Genomic DNA, 19,640 nt, shown 5'->3' on the forward strand with positions numbered 1-19,640 from the left:
CAGGTGAACCGATATGCCTTCCTCTTCCGCTGACGACTCCACCCAGGTCTCCCTGCCGTTGCTGCCCCTGCGCGACGTGGTTGTGTTTCCCCATATGGTGATTCCGCTCTTCGTCGGCCGGCCGAAATCGATCAAGGCATTGGAGGTGGCCATGGAGTCCGGCAAGAGCATCCTGCTGGTGGCACAGAAGTTCGCAGCCAAGGACGAACCGGCCCCCGACGATCTCTACGGCGTGTGCAGCGTCGCCAATCTGCTGCAGATGCTCAAGCTCCCGGACGGCACCGTCAAGGTGCTGGTGGAGGGAAGCCGTCGCGCCCGCATCGTGTCGGTGATGGACGATGGCAACCACTTCTCGGGCCAGGCGGCCCTGCTGCCTCCGGACGAGGCCGACAACCACGAGGTCGAGGCGATGCGCCGCGCCATGCTGGCTCAGTTCGACCAGTACGTGAAGCTCAACAAGAAGATTCCTGCCGAGATACTGACCTCGCTCAACGGCATAGACGAGGCGGGGCGGCTGGCCGATACGATCGCTGCCCATCTGCCGCTGAAGCTCGAACAGAAACAGGAGGTGCTCGAGATCTTCGACGTTCCGAGACGCCTGGAGCATCTGCTCGGGCTGCTCGAAACCGAACTCGACATCCTCCAGGTCGAAAAGCGCATCCGCGGCAGGGTCAAGCGCCAGATGGAAAAGAGCCAGCGCGACTACTACCTCAATGAGCAGGTGAAGGCCATCCAGAAGGAACTCGGCGAAGGCGAGGACGGCGCGGATCTGGAAGAGATCGACAAGAAGATCAAGGCGGCGCAGATGTCGAGGGAAGGCCGGGCGAAGGCGGAAGCGGAGCTGCGCAAGCTGCGCCTGATGTCGCCCATGTCGGCCGAGGCCACCGTGGTGCGCAACTACATCGATGCGCTGGTTGCGCTGCCGTGGAGAAAGAAGAGCAAGATCAGCCGGGATCTGGGTGCCGCCGAAGTGGTGCTGGAGCAGGATCATTACGGGCTGGACAAGGTCAAGGAGCGCATCGTGGAATATCTGGCGGTGCAGCAGCGTGTGGACAAGCTGAAGGCGCCCATCCTGTGCCTGGTGGGGCCGCCCGGCGTGGGCAAGACATCGCTGGGCCAATCGATCGCGCGTGCCACCAATCGCAAGTTCGTGCGCATGTCGCTGGGGGGCGTGCGCGACGAGGCGGAGATACGCGGCCATCGCCGTACCTACATCGGTTCGATGCCGGGCAAGATCCTGCAGAACATGACCAAGGTCGGTGTCAAGAATCCGCTGTTCCTGCTGGACGAGGTGGACAAGATGGGCATGGATTTTCGTGGCGACCCCTCTTCGGCATTGCTCGAGGTGCTGGATCCGGAACAGAATCATTCCTTCGTGGATCACTACGTCGAGGTCGAGTACGACCTGTCGGATGTCATGTTCGTCGCGACCGCCAACACGCTGAACATTCCTCCGGCCCTGCTGGACAGGATGGAGGTGATCAGGCTATCGGGGTATACGGAGGACGAGAAGCTCAACATCGCCACGCGCTATCTGCTGCCCAAGCAGATCAAGAACCATGGTTTGCGGGAGGACGAGCTGGCGATATCGGAATCCGCGTTGCGCGACATCACCCGCTATTACACGCGGGAGGCCGGCGTGCGGGCGATGGAGCGGGAGATCTCGAAGATATGCCGCAAGGTGGTCAAGGTCCTCCTGCTCAAGGGCGATCAGAGGAAGATCACCATCAACGGACGAAATCTGGACAAGTACCTGGGGGTGCGTCGCTATACCTATGGCGTGGCGGAGGAAAAGAATCAGGTGGGGCAGGTCACGGGCCTTGCGTGGACCGAGGTCGGAGGGGAATTGCTCACCATCGAAGCGGTCGTGCTGCCGGGCAAGGGCAAGACCATCACTACCGGAAAACTGGGAGAAGTCATGCAGGAATCGGTGCAGGCTGCGCTGTCGGTGGTGCGCAGCCGTTCCCGGGCGCTGGGCATCGCCGACGACTTCTACCAGAAGAACGATATCCATATCCACCTGCCCGAAGGTGCCACGCCCAAGGATGGCCCCAGCGCCGGGATCGGCATCTGCATCGCGATGGTGTCGGCGTTGACGGGCATTGCCGCCCGGGCAAACGTGGCCATGACCGGCGAGATCACCCTGCGGGGCGAGGTGCTGCCCATCGGCGGCCTCAAGGAAAAGCTGCTGGCAGCGCATCGTGGCGGCATCAAGATCGTGTTGATACCGGAGGACAACGTCAAGGATCTGAGCGAAATCCCGGAAAACATCAAGAATCGCCTGGATATCCATCCGGTCAAGTGGATCGATCAGGTACTGGATCTGGCGCTGGAGCGCAAGCCCGAGGCGCTCGTTGCGCCACCGGCGCCGGTGCCGGCGGCGGTGGGCGTGGAAGGCGATGCCGGGACCACCGTGATGAAGCACTGACGGGGAGGTGTCTCCAGGTTGTCCCGATCCCCGGCTGGACAAATCCGCAGAAATGCATATGAGATGCCTCCGTGCCCATTCCAGCGGAATCGTGGTGTGCGCAAAACCAGCGCAGACGGTCGATGAAGCGGGTTTTGCCATGGTATGCCGAAGAGGAAAAATGTTTCTGAAATATTTCCACAATTGCTTGACCCGGCACAAATGGCTTGATATAAAACCGATTGCAAGGGTTTTTCTGTCACCAAAACAAAAGGGGAATTACTGTGAACAAATCTGAACTGATCGATGCCATTGCCAAATCCTCCGATATTTCCAAGGCCGCCGCGGGAAATGCACTGGATGGCGCTCTATCCGCCATCAAATCCGCTCTGAAAAAGGGTCAGAGCGTGACGCTCGTCGGATTTGGTACCTTCAAGGTAGGCAAGCGCGCAGCCCGCACGGGCCGGAATCCCCGCACCGGCGCAGCCATCAAGATCAAGGCTGCGAAGGTACCGAAATTCACCGCTGGCAAGGCTCTCAAGGATGCTGTAAACTAGCGCCTTTTCGGACGGGGTGCTTAGCTCAGCTGGTAGAGCGTCGCCCTTACAAGGCGAATGTCGGCGGTTCGACCCCGTCAGCACCCACCAGCAAAGTCTTGAGAATTGCTGGAGTGGTAGTTCAGTTGGTTAGAATACCGGCCTGTCACGCCGGGGGTCGCGGGTTCGAGTCCCGTCCACTCCGCCAGATTCCGTTTGTTGTTATTGGACCCGGGCGAACGTACGTTCGCCTTTTTCATGCGCGGCCTGATTCGGCTGTCGATCCGAAGACGTCTATCCGCCGCCGCTCCAGCTTGCAGGAGAATCCCCGGCGGTCCGGCGCGGGACCGGGCCCTTTCTTCCATCCAGTTCCCGTCTGGTTGCCGGTTATGGATATAGGATAATGTTCGATTTCGTCCACAAGAAGAAGCGTATCGTCCAGATCATCCTGGCGCTCGCCACCCTGCCCTTCCTGTTCTGGGGCATCGAGTCGTACAACAGCAGCGGCGAAGGCGGGGAGGACTATCTGGCGCTGGTGGCCGGCGAAAAAATCATGCGCCAGGAGTTCGAGCAGGCGCTGCGAAACCAGCAGGAAAACATGAGGGCGGCCATGGGCGGAAGTCTGGATGACGCCATGCTGGAGAGCCCGCAGTTGCGCGCCATGGTGCTGGACAGGCTGATCCAGCAGCGACTGTTGAAGCACGAGGCGGTGCGGGTCGGCCTGACCGTGCCGGACACGCAGCTCATATCGACCATACAGGAGATTCCGGCATTCCAGGAGGACGGTGCGTTCTCCAAGCAGCGCTACGAGACGCTGCTGCGGGGCCAGGGCATGAATCCGCGCATGTTCGAGGCGCGTGTGCGGCAGGAAATACTGCGGCAGCAGCTGACCGATGCCTACGCCGGCAGCAGCCTCGTGGCCGACCGGGTGACGGAGAGAATCCTGCGGCTCGGAGGCGAGAGGCGCGAGATCAGCCTGACCCATATTCAGCCGGAGCAGTTCCTGTCGCAGGTGAAGCCCGATGAGGCAGCCATCCAGGCCTACTATGACAGCCATCAGGCCGAGTTCCGCCTGCCGGAGCAGGTGCGCGTCGAATATCTGGTATTGTCCCTTGACGACCTGATCCAGGATCAGTCCGTGAGCGCCGAGGAGGTGCAGGAGTATTTCGAGGGCCACCGGAGCGACTTCGAGGAGGCGGAAGAGCGCCGTGCGAGCCACATACTGATCAAGGCGCCGGCGGAGGCGGCCGAGGCCGAGCGGTCGGCGGCGCGGGCGCGGGCGGAGCAGCTGCTGATTCAGGTCAGGCGGGAGCCACAGAGGTTCGCGGAGCTTGCCGGACAGCACTCCGAGGATCCGGGCTCTGCATCGCAGGGTGGCGACCTCGACTTCTTCGCGCGGGGCATGATGGTCAAGGCGTTCGAGGATGCGGTGTTTGGCATGCAGCCGGACGAGATCAGCGATCTGGTCGAAACCGACTACGGCTACCACATCATCCGGCTGACGGGGATCCGGCCGGCCCGATCCGCCCGGCTCGACGAGGTCCGTGCTCAGGTCGAGCAGGAACTGAAGAAGCAGAAGGCGAGTGCGGTCTTTGACCGGATGGCGGAAGAGTTTGGCAACGTGGTATACGAGCAGAGCGAGAGCCTGCAGCCTGCTGCGGAGAAGTTCGGCCTGCACGTCCAGCAGAGCGGCTGGATCGCAAAGGGTGCAGGGGAGCCACCCTATTTTTCCCACGTCCGGCTGCAGGAGGCGATATTCTCGGAGGATACGCTCCGGAATCGGCGCAATACCGAGGCGGTCGAGGTGGCCCACAACACGCTGATCTCCGCCAGGGTAGCGGAGCATCGGCAGGCTGCGACGCCGCCCCTGGCCGTGCTGAAGGATGAAATCAGCGAGCGGCTGGTCCGCGAACGTGCGTCGGACTTGGCTCGCAGCACCGGCAAGGAGGCGCTGGCAGGTCTTCAGGCGGGTGGCGGGAGCGTCCGCTGGGGAGACGCCCAGGAGATTTCCCGGCAGGATCCCGGGGGGGTGGATCCTGCGATCATACGTGCGGCTTTCAGGGTTTCGACGACCAGCCTGCCCGTGTATGCCGGGGTGGAGAATTCGCAGGGCGGTTATACCCTGATCCGTGTCAGCCGAGTAGTCGAACCGGCTCCGGCGAATGCTGCGGAGCGTGCAAACTTTTCCCGCCAGCTCAGGCAGGTCTATGCCCAGGAGGAGTTCGCTTCCTACCTGGACGGAATCAGGAAGCAGTACAACGTGACCGTGAAAGAGGATTTGGAGAGGAAGTAGCGGCAGATTCGGCCGGCATCGCCTGCAGTGCGGCTAACGCTGGCCGATGTCGAAGGCCACCGTATTGAAGCCCGCGTCGACGTAGACGATTTCCCCGGTGATGCCGCTGGCCAGGTCGCTGCAGAGAAAGGCCGCAGCGTTTCCCACTTCCGCGGTGGAAACGTTGCGTCGCAGCGGCGAGATTTTTTCCGTGTATCCCAGGAGCTTGCCGAAATCGCCGATGCCGGCGGCAGCCAGGGTCTTGATCGGGCCGGCCGAGATGGCGTTGACGCGTATTCCCCTGGGGCCGAGACTGGAGGCCATGAAGCGCACGTTGGCTTCGAGGCTCGCCTTGGCCAGGCCCATCACGTTGTAGTTCGGCATCACCCGCACGGCGCCGAGATAGGTGAGGGTGAGCAGCGCTGCGTTCCTGCCCTGCATCAGCGGTGCGCCGGCCTTGGCCAGAGCGGCGAAGCTGTAGGAGCTGACGTCGTGCGCGATACGGAAGGCTTCGCGGTCGACGCTGTCGAGATAGTCTCCACTCAGGGCTTCGCGCGGCGCGAAGGCGATGGAATGCACGATGCCGTCGAGACCGTCCCAGTGCCGTGCCAGATCCCCGAAGCAGCGCGCTATCTCGCCGTCGCTGGCTACGTCGCACGGAAACAGCAGCTCGCTTCCGAATTCGGCGATCATCTTTTCCACACGGCCGCGCACGGCCTCTCCCTGGTAGGTGAAGGCCAATTGCGCACCCTCGCGATGCATCGCCTGGGCGATGCCGTATGCAATGGAGCGGTTGCTGAGCAATCCGGTGATGAGGATACGCTTGTCGGCAAGTAGTGTCATGTCATATCCTTGGAACAATGGGAAGGCCGGGAAACTGGAATTATAGCCCCAAGTCCGGGCCGCCTGCAGCGTTACGCGTATCCTCCCGCCGCCCAGGCATCCTTGCGCTGCCCATATTTGGACTACACTATCGCGCCAATGAAGGGATTCTCGACATACCTGCCGCTGTCGCTCGTGCTCCTCGTGTGCGCCTGCGGCGATCGCGCCTGGAACGATCCCTATCCGGCCGATCATGCGGGAGAGAACATTCTTTACACTGCGTTCGCGGAGCGCCCCAAGCACCTGGATCCGGTACAATCCTACAGTTCCAACGAGATCCTGCTGACGACGCAGATCTACGAGCCGCCGCTGCAATACCACTACCTGGCGCGTCCCTACACCCTGGTCCCGCTGGGTGCCGCGCGCATGCCGGTGGTGCGCTACCTCGACCAACAGGGGACGCTCCTGCCGGACGACGCGGATCCTGTCCGGATCGCCCATACGGTCTATGAGATCTCCATCCGGCCGGGAGCGAGATACCAGCCCCATCCCGCCTTCGCCAGGGACGGGCGCGGCGAATTCCGCTACCACGACCTCACGGCCGGGGATCTGGCGGATATTCACCGGCTGTCGGACTTTCCCCAAACCGGCTCGCGCGAACTGACAGCCGATGACTACGTGTTCGAGATCAAGCGGCTGGCCCATCCCAGGCTGCATTCTCCCATCTTCGGCCTCATGGCGGACTACATCGTGGGACTGCGGGAGTATTCCGCCACGCTGCACGCCGCCGTCGCCCAGCAAGCGGACACCGCCTACCTGGACTTGAACCGCTACCCGCTGGAGGGGGCCGAGGCCGTGGACCGCCATACCTACCGCATCAAGATCCGGGGCAAGTATCCCCAGTTCCTGTACTGGCTGACGATGCCCTTCTTTTCCCCCATTCCCTGGGAGGCCGAGCGCTTCTACGCGCAGCCGGGCCTGGCGGAGAAGAACATCACCTTTGACTGGTATCCCGTGGGGACCGGACCCTACATGCTGACCGAGAATGATCCCAACCGCAGGATGGTGCTGGAAAGAAATCCCAATTTCCACGGCGAGCGCTATCCCTCCGAGGGGGCGCCGGCGGACGTGGCGGCGGGCCTGCTCGCGGATGCCGGCAAGCCCATGCCGTTCATCGACAAGGTGGTCTCCACCCGTGAAAAGGAGAGCATCCCGCGCTGGAACAAATTCCTTCAGGGCTATTACGATACTTCCGGCATCGGTTCGGACAGCTTCGACCAGGCGGTGCAGGTGACGGGTCAGGGGGAGGCGACCGTGACCGAGGCGATGCGTCGTCAGGGCATCCGCCTGGAGACTGCGGTGGCGGCGTCCACTTACTACATGGGATTCAACATGCTCGACCCGGTGGTGGGCGACGGCGGCGCCACGGAACGGGTGCGCGAGTCCGCGCGGAAACTGCGTCAGGCCATTTCCATCGCGGTGGATTACGAGGAATATGTTTCGATATTCGCCAATGGGCGCGGCATACCGGCCCAGGGGCCGATCCCGCCCGGCATCGCCGGCCACCGCGAAGGCCGGGAAGGGATGAACCCGATCGTCTACCAATGGGTCGACGGCCAGATGCGGCGCAGGCCGATCGCGGACGCCCGGGCGCTCCTGGCCGAGGCGGGTTATCCGAACGGAGTGGATTCGAAAACAGGCGCGCCTCTGGTGCTGTACTTCGACGTCACCGCGCGCGGGGCCGACGACAAGGCGAGCCTGGACTGGATGCGCAAGCAGTTCCAGAAGCTCAACATCCAGCTGGTGGTTCGCAGCACCGACTACAACCGCTTCCAGGACAAGATGCGCAAGGGCAATGCGCAGATATTCGAATGGGGCTGGAACGCGGACTACCCCGATCCGGAGAACTTCCTGTTCCTGCTGCACAGCGCGCAGCGGAGGGTCGGCGGGGACGGCGCCAATTCCGCGAACTACGCCCGCGCCGAGTACGACCGCCTGTTCGAGCGCATGAAGAACATGGAGAACGGCCCCAGGCGCCAGCAGATCATCGACCGCATGGTCGATCTCCTGCGTCATGATGCGCCCTGGCTGTGGGGGTTCCATCCCAAGGACTACGGCCTCTACCACGCATGGTACGGCAATGTGAAGCCCAGCCGTCTGGCGCACAACACCCTCAAGTACGTCCGCATCGACGCGGCGCTGCGGCAGCGCAAGCGGCACGAATGGAACCGGCCGGTACTGTGGCCGATCGTGCTGGCAGCGGCGATGCTGACGGCAATTCTGGCTCCTGCAGCAATCGCCTATCGGCGTAGGGAGCGGGAGACGGCGAACCGGCACGGCCAGCCGGAGCAGGAGGCGAATGCCCGGGAGGATGGCGTTGCTTAACTACGTCATCCGGCGGGTGTTGTATGCCATTCCCATCCTGGTGGGCGTGAACCTGATCACCTTTGCCCTGTTCTTCGTGGTGAACAGCCCCGACGACATGGCCCGCATGCAGCTGGGGGTCAAGTATGTGACGCCAGAGGCCATCGACAAGTGGAAGGCGGAGCGCGGCTACGACAAGCCGCTGGTCTTCAACGCCGCGGCGGACGGCGTGGCGCGCCTCACGCAGACCATATTCTTCGAGAAGTCGGTCGCCATGTTCGCTTTCGACTTCGGCCGCGCCGATGACGGGCGCGACATCGCCCACGAAATCAGGATGCGCATGCTGCCGAGCCTTGCCATTGCGCTGCCGGTATTTCTGCTGGGCCTGGCGACCCATATCGTGTTTGCGCTGACCATGGTGCTTTTCAGGGCGACCTACGTGGACTTCTGGGGAGTGGTACTGTGCGTTGCGCTGATGTCCGTATCCAGCCTGTTCTACATCATCGGGGGCCAGTTCCTGGTCAGCAAGCTGTGGCACCTCGTTCCCATCTCGGGATACGGCGACGGCCCCGACGCGGTCCGGTTCCTGATACTGCCGGTCGTCATCGGGGTGTTGAGCGGTGCGGGCGCCAGTACGCGCTGGTACCGCACCCTGTTCCTGGAGGAGATGGGCAGAGACTATGTGCGCACCGCCCGCGCCAAGGGATTGCCGGAGCGTCTCGTGCTGTTCCGGCACGTGCTCGGGAACGCGATGATCCCGATCCTGACCGGCACGGTGGTGGTGATTCCGCTGCTGTTCCTCGGCAGCCTGATCGCCGAATCCTTCTTCGGCATTCCCGGACTGGGAAGCTACACCATCGATGCGATCAATTCCCAGGATTTTGCGGTGGTGCGCGCCATGGTGTTCCTGGGATCGCTGCTCTACATCGTCGGGCTGATCCTGACGGACGTCTCCTATACGCTGGTGGATCCCCGGGTGAGGCTGGAATGACGTCCTTCAAGCCGGTGGTGCTCTGGACGGATGCCTTCGTCTACCTGCTGCTGGTGGTCGTCTTCGCGTTCGCCTGGCATGTGCGCCGTAACGAGCGTCTGCTGGCGCCATGGCGGCGCGTGGGCCGCAGCGCGAGCGGCATGGCGGCACTGACGGTGCTGGGGTGCTTCATCGTGGTCGGGCTGCTCGATACGGTGCATCTGCGGCCCGCCGTCGAGCACGGTGGCGATGCCGGCGGCGAACAGGCCTACAGCGTGGAGGTGCTGAGCCTGCTCGACGTCCTGGCCACCCCCTTGCGCACGCGCGTGGAAAAGACCTATTCCGCTCCGTTCTCCGCATTCCTGTACGCGCGCGAGACCGTGGAGCTGCCGGATGGGCACCAGATCCGGACGTTTCCCAGGCTGCAGTTCGGCGGTGCGCATCTGCAGGATCCGGATAGCGAGCTTGTGGCCGATGTCGCCGGAAGAGCCGCTGCGGGCGCGGGTCTCGGACTGCTGGCGTGGGGAATGGCGGTGGTGGCGCTCGGCGGCTGGCTGGCGCGCCGCGGCGCCCGGGGATGGCGGGAGACGCTTGCCGCCATCCGACGGGGTGCGACGCCGGTGCAGTGGAACGTGGTGTGCATCACGCTGGCCTGCATTCTGCCGCTGTGCGGGGCTGCGCTGGCGCTGGCGGACAGCTACCACATACTCGGCACCGACAAGGTGGGCCAGGACGTCTTCTACCAGTCGTTGAAGAGTATACGTACCGGTCTGGTGATCGGAACACTCACCACCCTGATGATGCTGCCTTTTGCGCTGCTGCTGGGCATCATGGCCGGCTATTTCCGCGGCTGGGTGGACGACGTCATCCAGTACCTGTACACCACTCTGAGCTCGATTCCGAGCGTCCTGCTGATCGCGGCGACGGTGCTGATGATGCAGGTCTACATCGAGACCCGTCCGGAGTGGTTCGACACCGCGGCCGCGCGTGCCGATCTGCGCCTCCTGTTCCTGTGCGTCATACTGGGCGTCACCAGCTGGAGCGGCCTGTGCCGGCTGCTGCGGGGCGAAACCCTGAAGCTGCGGGAGATGGAGTACATCCAGGCCGCCCATGCATTCGGCGTTTCGCACTGGCGCATCATCGGCCGCCACATCCTGCCCAATGTGATGCACATCGTGCTGATCGCGACGGTGATGGATTTCAGCGGGCTGGTGCTGGCCGAGGCGGTGCTGTCCTACGTGGGGGTCGGCGTCGATCCCTCCATGATCAGCTTCGGTACCATGATCAATGCCGCACGGCTGGAGATGGCGCGCGAGCCGATGGTGTGGTGGACGCTGCTGGCCGCCTTCGGCTTCATGTTCGCGCTGGTGCTGAGTGCCAACCTGTTCGCGGATGCGGTGCAGCATGCCTTCGATCCGCGGAAGAAGATGCTGTCGGCGACCATGCCCCCGCGGCACGCCCGGGCCGCCCGGCGTGCGGGCAGGCAGCCGCAGGCCTCCTCTTCCGCTTCGGTGACGGAGCGCGCGCCCCGGCCATGAAACCCCTGCTGCAGATCGACGATCTCCATACCGTCATTCATACCGCGGCGGCTCCCGTGCGCGCGGTGGAGGGCCTCGCCCTGCAGATCGCGCATGGCGAGACGTTCGCGCTGCTGGGAGAGTCGGGTTGCGGCAAATCGATGGCCGCGCTTTCCATCATGCGGCTGTTGCCCGAGGCGGGCGAGATCGTGGCGGGAGCGATCAGGATCGACGGCGAGGATTTGCTGGCGCTGCCGGAAGCGGCGATGCGGGGCGTACGTGGCAGGCGCATCGGCATGATATTCCAGGAGCCGATGCTGAGCCTGAATCCCGTCATGACGGTGGCGGATCAGATCGGGGAGGTGCTGTGGCGGCACTTCGACCTGAAGGGTGCGCCGGCTCGGCGCCGCACGCTGGAGATACTGGGTCAGGTAGGCATACCGGATGCCGCCCGGCGCATGCGCCAGTATCCTTTTCAGTTCTCGGGAGGCATGAAGCAGCGCGTGATGATCGCACTCGCGCTCGCGGGGGAGCCGGCGCTGCTGATCGCCGACGAACCGACCACCGCCCTGGACGTCACCATTCAGGCGCAGATACTGGATCTGCTGCGCGGCCTGCAGCGGCGCGACGGCATGGCGATGCTGCTCATCACGCACGATCTCGCGGTGGCGGCGGAGATGGCGCACCGGGTGGCGATCATGTACGCCGGCGAGATCGTGGAAACGGGTGCCTGCGAGGATTTCTTCGCCGGGCCGGCGCATCCCTATGCGCGCAAGCTGCTCGCCTCGCTGCCCGGCAAGGCCGTGCGCAGGGAGGGAATGCGCCTGGCGGCCATTGGCGGCGGCGTTCCCTCGCTGTCGCGCGCGTTTGCCGGCTGCCGTTTTGCCGACCGCTGCGAGTTCGCCTGGGCGGCGTGCCGTGAGATCGTGCCGCGCTGGCGCATCGTGAGAGGCACGCATCGGGTGAGATGCCACCTTTTCGACGCTGCCATCCCGGCTCCGACAGCCGTTGCGGCCGGCGCCTCCGCCCCCGCCGCCGATGGGCGGCAGGCAGGGTCCCGGGGTGCCGAGAATGGGACGAGGGCGCCCGAGCGCCGCAGCGGGGCGGAGCCGCCGCCGGATCATGCGGAGGTTCCCCTGCTGAGCGTCGACGGTCTCAGGGTGCATTTCCCGATCCACAAGGGCCTGATCAAGCGCGTCGTCGGGCAGGTCAAGGCGGTCGACGGCGTCGCGCTGACGATCCGGCAGGGCAGGACGCTGGCACTGGTGGGGGAGTCCGGCTGCGGCAAGACCACCGTCGGCAAGAGTATCCTGCAGCTGATCGCGCCGACCGCAGGCAGCGTGCGCTACGAGGGTGCCGAACTCGTGGGGATGGAGCGCGCACGATTGCGCAGGTTGCGGGCCGAGTTCCAGCTCATTTTCCAGGATCCCTATTCTTCCCTCAATCCGCGGATGCGTATCGTGGACATCATCGAGGAAGGCATGCATGCGCTGAATGGCGAGCGCATCGATGCGGTAGCGTCCGGGGCCTCTTCCGCGGCGCGCAGCGCCGGCGCCATGCGGGCGCACGTGGACAGGCTGCTGGAGAGCGTCGGCCTGTCGTCCGAGGTCAAGTGGCGCTACCCGCACGAGTTCTCGGGCGGCCAGCGCCAGCGCGTCGCCATTGCCCGCGCCCTTGCGGTCCATCCCCGGCTGCTGGTGTGCGACGAGCCCACCAGTGCGCTGGACGTGTCAGTACAGGCGCAGATCCTGAACCTGCTGCGGGATCTGCAAAGGGAGCTCGGGCTGGCGTACCTGTTCATCACCCACAACCTTTCCGTGGTGGAGTACGTCGCCGACGAGGTGGCGGTGATGTACCTGGGCAGGATCGTGGAGCAGGGACGCGTGGACGAGGTGCTGGAGCATCCCGCCCACCCCTATACCCAGGCGCTGCTGGCGGCGGTGCCCGTCATCGACCCGCGGGCCAGGCGCCCGGTCGCCCATCTGGGAGGGGATCTGCCATCCCCGATCAACACGCCCGCAGGATGCCATTTTCATCCGCGCTGCCCGCATGCGCTGCCGGTATGTTCCGAGCATTATCCGGAAACACATGCGCTCAGTCCCACGCATGCGGTTCGATGCCATTTGCATACAAAGGAAAACGACTCATGACGGTTGAACAGGAAGTCGCGCGCCGCCGCACGTTTGCCATCGTTTCTCACCCGGATGCGGGGAAGACCACGCTGACGGAAAAGCTGCTGCTGTTCGCCGGCGCGATCCACATCGCGGGCAGCGTGAAGGCGCGCAAGGCCAGCCGCCATGCCACCTCCGACTGGATGGAGATCGAAAAGCAGCGCGGCATCTCGGTTGCCAGCTCGGTAATGCAAATGGAATACAGAGGCAGCGTCATCAACCTGCTGGACACGCCGGGACACCAGGATTTCTCCGAGGATACCTACCGCGTGCTGACGGCCGTGGATGCCGCGCTGATGGTGATCGACGCGGCCAACGGTGTGGAGGCGCAGACGCTGCGCCTGCTGGAAGTGTGCCGCGCGCGGGGAACGCCCATCCTGACCTTCGTGAACAAGATGGATCGCGAGGTACGGGAGCCGCTCGACCTGCTGGACGAGATCGAGCGGGTGCTGGGCATGACGACGGTGCCTTTCACCTGGCCCCTGGGGATGGGCCACGCCTTTCGTGGCGTATTCGATCTGCGGCGCGACCGCATGCGCGTGTTCCATCCCGGTACCGACCGGCTGGATGAGGACGATGAAATCATCCACGGCCTGGAACATCCCGAGATCACAGCACGCTTTGCGGAGCAGGCTGCCCATGCCTCCCAGGAGATCGAACTGATCCGCGGCGCCTCGCCCGCGTTCGACCCGGCTGCCTTTCTTGCGGGTGCGCAGACGCCGGTATTCTTCGGTTCGGCGATCAACAACTTCGGCGTGCGCGAAGTGCTCGACGCCCTCGTCGACTTGGCGCCGCCACCGGGTCCGCGCCCCGCCCTGCAGCGCCGGATACAACCTGGCGAGCCCGCTTTCACCGGTGTCGTGTTCAAGATCCAGGCGAACATGAATCCCGCACACCGGGACCGGATCGCATTCGTCCGTGTCTGTTCCGGGCGTTTCGAACGCGGCATGACTCTCAAGGTTGCGCGCAACGGCAAGGACATCCGCACCCATGGAGTCGTATCCTTTCTTTCGCAGCGGCGTGAGCTGCTCGATACTGCCCATGCCGGAGACATCATCGGCATTCCCAATCACGGGACGCTGCAGCTGGGGGATACGTTGACGCAGGGCGAAATCCTGCAGTTCACGGGCCTGCCGTTCTTCGCCCCCGAAATCTTCCAGACGGCGGAGCTGGCCGATCCCATGCGCAGCAAGCAGCTCAAGCTGGGCCTGGCCCAGCTGGGCGAGGAGGGGGCGATCCAGGTGTTTCGCCCGCACCTCGGCGGCGCGTTGCTGCTGGGCGCGGTGGGTATCCTGCAGTTCCAGGTGGTGGCGCACCGCCTCAAGCACGAATACGGGGTGGAGGCGAGGCTGGTACCTGCGCGATACCAGCTCGCGCGCTGGGTGACATGCGGCGATGAACGCGAGCTCAAGCGCTTCATCGCCGCCAATGCGCACCGCATTGCGTACGATGTGGTGGAGGCCCCCACCTTCCTGGCCGCGTTCGAGGTGGAACTGAGCGTGGCCCAGGAGAACTGGGCGTCGATCCGGTTCCACAGGCTGCGCGAGCATGCCGGTCTGGTATTCCAGGACAGCATGGGAGGATAGGGCCGTGGCGGGGTTTGGGTTTATACTGGTGCCAGGGTCGGCCGGCGGGCAACGACGAGTGGCGCGGGGAGGAGGTGCATGCGGTGGGAAAGGGTGACCATGCGGTTGCCGGGTCGCGGCTGATGGCCGCCGATGGGAGGCAGGACGCGCCGGAGGAGCCGGCGGGAGGCGCGCAGGCGTGGTCGGGCCGGTTCTCGGAACCGGTGTCGGAACTGGTGCAGCGCTACACGGCCTCGGTGGGATTCGACCACAGGCTGGCCGAATACGACATCGAAGGTTCGCTGGCCCATGCGCGGATGTTGCACGGAGCGGGCATCATCGATGTGGGCGACCTGACCGCGATCGAGTCGGGACTGGAGCAGATTCGCGGGGAGATCCGCAGCGGCCGGTTCGTCTGGCGGCTAGAGCTGGAGGACGTTCATCTCAACATCGAGAAGCGCCTGACCGCGCTCGTCGGCGACGCCGGCAAACGCCTGCACACGGCACGATCGCGCAACGACCAGGTCGCGACCGACGTGCGCCTCTACCTGCGCGCGTCGATAGACCGGATCGTCGGCCTGCTGCACGGCATGCAGCACGCGCTGGTGGACCTCGCCGAGCAGCATGCGGACACGGCGATGCCCGGGTTCACCCACCTGCAGGTGGCGCAGCCCATCGTCCTGGGGCACCACCTTATGGCCTACTTCGAAATGCTGAAACGCGACGTCGAGCGGCTGGCCGACTGCCGGAAGCGGGTGAACAGGCTGCCGCTGGGGGCAGCGGCGCTTGCCGGGACGAGCTACCCTATCGATCGCGAGGCGGTGGCGCGGCAGCTGGGATTCGATGGCGTATGCGCGAATTCGCTGGATGCAGTGTCCGACCGGGATTTTGCGATCGAGTTCTGCGCTGCCGCGGCGCTGGTCATGACGCACCTGTCGCGACTGTCGGAGGAGTTGATACTCTGGATGAATCCATCGTTCGGTTTCATCGATATCGCCGACCGTTTCTGCACGGGTTCGTCCATCATGCCGCAGAAGAAGAACCCGGATGTTCCGGAGCTGGTGCGCGGCAAGACGGGACGCGTCAACGGACATCTGGTGGCGTTGCTGACCCTGATGAAGGCGCAGCCGCTGGCCTACAACAAGGACAACCAGGAAGACAAGGAGCCGCTTTTCGACACGGTGGAAACCCTAGCGGATACCTTGCGCGTGTATGCCGCGATGCTGCGGGGCGTGCGCGTCGACGCGGAGGCGATGCGCGCCGCCGCCATGCGCGGCCATGCCACCGCCACCGACCTGGCGGACTACCTGACAAAGAAGGGTTTGCCCTTCCGCGAAGCACACGAGGCCGTTGCCCGCGCCGTGCGCTTTGCCGACGAGTGCGGACAGGATCTGGGCGCACTCGCGCTCACGGATCTGCGCCGGTTTTCCCCCCTGATCGACGACGATGTCTACGCCGTCCTCACGCTGGAAGGATCGGTGCGCAGCCGCGACCATATCGGCGGCACGGCGCCTGCCCAGGTGCGGGCCGCCGTCGGGCGGGCGCGGGAATGGCTGTCGCGGCCGTAACCGGCCCACGCCGTGTCATCCTCCTGGAAACGGGTCGCCGCACAGGTGGGCGCACAGATCTCCGCCGCGACCGGCGTGCCGTTTGCGGCGGAGACGGCTGCCGCGGTCCGCGGAGGGTGTATCAACGAGGCCTATCGGATCGAGGGCGGCGGGCGGCGTTTTTTCATCAAGCTCAACCGGGTCGGCAGCCTGGCGATGTTCGAGGCGGAGGCCGCGGGCCTGCGGGAGATCCTGGATTCGTGCACGTTGCGTGTTCCTGCGCCGGTCTGCTGGGGCGAGAGCCCGTGCGGATCGTGGCTGGTGCTGGAGTACCTGGAGATGGCATGCGCCTCAGGCGATGCTGCAGCGCTGGGGAGAGGACTGGCGGCGATGCACCGCACCGTGGCGAGGGAATTCGGCTGGGCGCGCGACAATACCATCGGCGGCACGCCGCAGCCCAACCGCCCCACCTCCGCCTGGGCCGTATTCTGGCGCGAGCAGCGGCTGGCCCACCAGTTGCAGCTCGCATGGCGCAACGGCCATGAAGCATCCCTGCAGGCACGGGGCGAACAACTGCTGGAGCGGCTGGACGCCTTCTTCGCAGGCACGGAGCCGGTCGCTTCCCTGCTGCACGGCGATCTGTGGAGCGGCAACCATGGCTATGACGTCGCGGGGCGGCCGCTGCTTTTCGATCCGGCGGTCTACTATGGCGATCGGGAGACGGATCTCGCCATGACGGAACTGTTCGGCGGCTTCCCGGCCACATTCTACGCAGCTTACCGGGAAGCCTATCCCCTGGATCAGGGCTATGCCGTACGCAAGATCCTCTACAACCTGTACCATGTGCTGAATCATCTCAATCTCTTCGGAGGTGGATATCTGCAGCAGGCGCGGCGCATGATGGAGCAGCTGCTGGCGGAGACGCGAGGGTAGCGCGCGCAGCGTCAGAATTCGAGGGGATCCACGTCCAAAGTCCATCGCACCTTGCGCCCCGGCAGGGCGTCGAGCCGCTCGCGCCATGCGGAAAGGAATGCCTGCAGCTGGCTGCGGGACCCGGCCTGCACCAGCAGGTAGGCGCGCTCCACTCCTTTCAGACGCGCCATGTGGGCGGGTACCGGATCGAACACCTGCACGCGGGAAGTCGGATTCGCCGCGGCGGCGGCGCGATCGAGGAAAGCCAGGGCGGTGGCGATCTGCGGCGCTTCCGCCCGCAACAGGGCCTGGTGGACGTAGGGAGGAAATCCTGCGGCTCGCCGTTCGGCGAGCAGCTCCTGTGCGAGCGCATCGTAGTCGTGCCGCCGCAGCGCCTGATAGAGCGGATGGCCCGGAAATTCGGTCTGAACCAGCACCTCTCCCGGTATGTCGGCCCGTCCCGCCCTGCCCGCCACCTGCATCAGCTGGGCAAACAGCCGTTCCGATGCGCGGAAATCGGTACTGAACAGCGAGGCATCGGGATTCAGGATGCCTACCAGGGATAGGTGCGGAAAATCATGCCCCTTCGCCAGAATCTGGGTGCCCACCAGGATGTCCACGCGTTGCGCCTGGATATCCTCGAGGATGGAGGGCCATGCATTCCTACGGCGCGTGCTGTCGCGATCGATGCGCAGGATGCGTGCCTCGGGGAAGCGTTCCGCCAGCGCCGCCTCGATCCGCTGCGTTCCATGTCCCAGCAGCGTCACGTCCTGGTTCCCGCAGGCTGCACAGGCCTGCGGGAACCGTTCCTGGTGGCCGCAGTGGTGGCAGCGCAGACATTTCTCGCGCAGGTGTGCCACCAGGCGGCTGGCGCACCGGTGGCAGGTGGCGACCCAGGCGCACGACTTGCACCGCAGCACCGGCGCATAGCCTCGGCGATTGATGAAAACCAGGCTTTGCTGGCGCAGCGCGAGGCGCTCCGCCAGGGCGGCGATCAGAGGTGCGGACAGGCCGTCGCGAGTTTCGACGGTGCGCAGGTCGACGCAGCGGATGGCGGGCAGCGAGGCGCCACGGTTTGCGCGCGTGCGCAGGAAGAGTCCATGGTAGCGATGATCGGCGGCGTTGCGATAGCTTTCGAGCGACGGTGTGGCGGAACCCAGCACTACCGGCACGCGTGCGTGCCGGGCGCGGAAGATCGCGGTATCCCGTGCCGAGTAGCGCAGGCCCTCCTGCTGCTTGAACGAGGCGTCATGCTCCTCGTCCACGATGATCAGGCCGAGCTTCGACATGGGGGTGAATACCGCAAGGCGCGTGCCCAGGATGATGCGGGCCGCTCCTTGCCGTGCCTGTAGCCAGGCCCGTACGCGTTCGCCGGATGCCAGTCCGCTGTGCAGGCGGATCAGCGGCGTGGCGGGAAACCGAGCCCGGAAAACCGCCTCGAGCTGGGGCGTCAAGCTGATTTCGGGAACCAGCACCAGCGCCTGCCGCCCTTGATGCAGCACATGGGCGATCAGCCGCAGGTAGACCTCCGTTTTTCCGCTGCCGGTGACGCCCTGCAGCAGCCATGGATGATAGTCATGCATGGCGGAGGTGATGCTGCGGACGGCATGCGCCTGGTCTTCGGTCAGGGTCAGGCCCGGGGGCAGGGCCTCTGCCACCATGCTTCCGGTGCCGGCAGGCGATTCAGCCGGTTCCCCGGATGCGTTGCGCGGACCGTCCTCGAATTCCTCGATCCAGCCCAGTTGCACGAATTCTTCCAGGGCGGCCGGCGCGCTTCGCGAACGTCGTCTGGCCTCGTCCCGGCGCAGGACGCCGGATTCCTGAAATTGCGCCAGCAGCTGCCGCCTGATTTTCCTGCGTGCGGGAATAACGGATGGATCGATGGCCCTGCCCGCGGCGGTAAGGCGATAGCGTGCGGCGCCGGGATCTCCCGCCATGGGCTCGGGGCTGCGCAGCCTTGCGGGGAGGGCATGCATCACCACTGCGCCCAGGGGATGGTGGTAGTAAGCGCTGCAGAACCGGAGGACGTCGAGTAGATCCGCAGGCAGGGGGGGGGCGTCCCGGAATATGCAGAAGATGTTCTTGAGCCGGCGCGACGCGGTTGCCGCATCGGCGGCCATTTCCACGATCACGCCCACCATCCGCCGGTTTCCCAGCGGAACGCACACGCGCGCGCCGACATCTCTTTCGGTGGCGTCCGGTGCGACGTAGTCGAACAGCGTATGGACGGGAACGTCGAGCGCGACGCGGATGACGGGCATTTTGCTGCGGCAGGAGTGCGATATCGATCAAGGGTTTCGGCATTATCCCTCCAAAACCCGTCGCCGTTCAGTTTTGAATGGAGGATGACGCGAAGAAGTTGCCCGTATGGAGGCGTCATGACGTTCATTCCTCACGCAGAAATGGTCCGATGGCGCCGCTGGATCCATTGCCGGCTGGACGTGTCCCGCAGCCTGCTGGCGCGCTTTTCCCGACAAACATCTTGACTTGAGGGGGTGAAGGGGGATAGTCTTTACGGGGTTGTGGATATGTAACGGATCGGCAACGGAAGGAGAGC

General features: G+C 64.7%; 12 protein-coding genes and 2 tRNA genes. 12 read left to right on the forward strand and 2 right to left on the reverse strand.

The features are described from left to right. Positions 1–13: 13 nt before the first annotated feature. The 5 genes from lon to BT108_RS07605 all read left to right on the forward strand — a co-directional run bounded on the left by lon (position 14) and on the right by BT108_RS07605 (position 5,236). Positions 14–2,428: an endopeptidase La gene (lon, locus tag BT108_RS07585; RefSeq protein ID WP_072293930.1), complete on the forward strand. Its 2,415-nt coding sequence runs from the start codon at positions 14–16 to the stop codon at positions 2,426–2,428. A 263-nt stretch (positions 2,429–2,691) separates the two neighbouring features. After that, positions 2,692–2,964: an HU family DNA-binding protein gene (locus BT108_RS07590; protein WP_072293931.1), complete on the forward strand. Its 273-nt coding sequence runs from the start codon at positions 2,692–2,694 to the stop codon at positions 2,962–2,964. A 14-nt stretch (positions 2,965–2,978) separates the two neighbouring features. After that, positions 2,979–3,054, forward strand: a tRNA-Val gene (locus BT108_RS07595). A gap of 20 nt (positions 3,055–3,074) precedes the next feature. After that, a tRNA-Asp gene (locus tag BT108_RS07600) sits at positions 3,075–3,151 on the forward strand. Between the two features lie 195 nt (positions 3,152–3,346). Continuing rightward, the gene (locus BT108_RS07605; protein WP_072293932.1) at positions 3,347–5,236 is read left to right on the forward strand and encodes a SurA N-terminal domain-containing protein; all 1,890 of its coding nucleotides are present in this window, start codon (positions 3,347–3,349) and stop codon (positions 5,234–5,236) included. A 33-nt stretch (positions 5,237–5,269) separates the two neighbouring features. Here the strand turns inward: BT108_RS07605 and BT108_RS07610 are convergent, their stop codons facing one another. Next, complete coding sequence (locus BT108_RS07610) at positions 5,270–6,058, reverse strand: enoyl-ACP reductase FabI (RefSeq protein ID WP_072293933.1); 789 nt, start codon at positions 6,056–6,058, stop codon at positions 5,270–5,272. A 138-nt stretch (positions 6,059–6,196) separates the two neighbouring features. Between BT108_RS07610 and BT108_RS07615 the strand changes: the two genes are divergently transcribed. The 7 genes from BT108_RS07615 to BT108_RS07645 all read left to right on the forward strand — a co-directional run bounded on the left by BT108_RS07615 (position 6,197) and on the right by BT108_RS07645 (position 17,104). Continuing rightward, on the forward strand, positions 6,197–8,422 hold the full coding sequence (locus BT108_RS07615; protein WP_072293934.1) for an ABC transporter substrate-binding protein: 2,226 nt from the start codon (positions 6,197–6,199) through the stop codon (positions 8,420–8,422). Further along, on the forward strand, positions 8,415–9,392 hold the full coding sequence (locus tag BT108_RS07620) for an ABC transporter permease (RefSeq protein ID WP_143142442.1): 978 nt from the start codon (positions 8,415–8,417) through the stop codon (positions 9,390–9,392). Before BT108_RS07615 ends, BT108_RS07620 begins: the two co-directional genes overlap by 8 nt. Continuing rightward, positions 9,389–10,909 carry an ABC transporter permease gene (locus tag BT108_RS07625; protein WP_072293936.1) on the forward strand — a complete coding sequence of 507 codons (1,521 nt, stop codon included), beginning with the start codon at positions 9,389–9,391 and terminating at the stop codon, positions 10,907–10,909. Before BT108_RS07620 ends, BT108_RS07625 begins: the two co-directional genes overlap by 4 nt. Then, complete coding sequence (locus BT108_RS07630; RefSeq protein ID WP_072293937.1) at positions 10,906–13,038, forward strand: ABC transporter ATP-binding protein; 2,133 nt, start codon at positions 10,906–10,908, stop codon at positions 13,036–13,038. The genes BT108_RS07625 and BT108_RS07630 overlap by 4 nt, the downstream gene beginning before the upstream one ends. After that, positions 13,035–14,645 carry a peptide chain release factor 3 gene (locus BT108_RS07635; protein WP_072293938.1) on the forward strand — a complete coding sequence of 537 codons (1,611 nt, stop codon included), beginning with the start codon at positions 13,035–13,037 and terminating at the stop codon, positions 14,643–14,645. The genes BT108_RS07630 and BT108_RS07635 overlap by 4 nt, the downstream gene beginning before the upstream one ends. A 122-nt stretch (positions 14,646–14,767) precedes the next feature. Then, on the forward strand, positions 14,768–16,192 hold the full coding sequence (argH, locus tag BT108_RS07640; protein ID WP_072293954.1) for an argininosuccinate lyase: 1,425 nt from the start codon (positions 14,768–14,770) through the stop codon (positions 16,190–16,192). 12 nt (positions 16,193–16,204) lie between these two features. After that, the gene (locus tag BT108_RS07645) at positions 16,205–17,104 is read left to right on the forward strand and encodes a fructosamine kinase family protein (protein ID WP_072293939.1); all 900 of its coding nucleotides are present in this window, start codon (positions 16,205–16,207) and stop codon (positions 17,102–17,104) included. An 11-nt stretch (positions 17,105–17,115) separates the two neighbouring features. Here BT108_RS07645 and BT108_RS07650 read toward each other — a convergent pair whose 3' ends face one another. Then, entirely contained in the window at positions 17,116–19,344 is a 2,229-nt protein-coding gene (locus BT108_RS07650) for a primosomal protein N' (protein ID WP_072293940.1), read from the reverse strand. Positions 19,345–19,640: the final 296 nt, after the last annotated feature.

This window comes from Nitrosovibrio sp. Nv17 (genome assembly GCF_900119085.1).
GTDB lineage: Bacteria > Pseudomonadota > Gammaproteobacteria > Burkholderiales > Nitrosomonadaceae > Nitrosospira.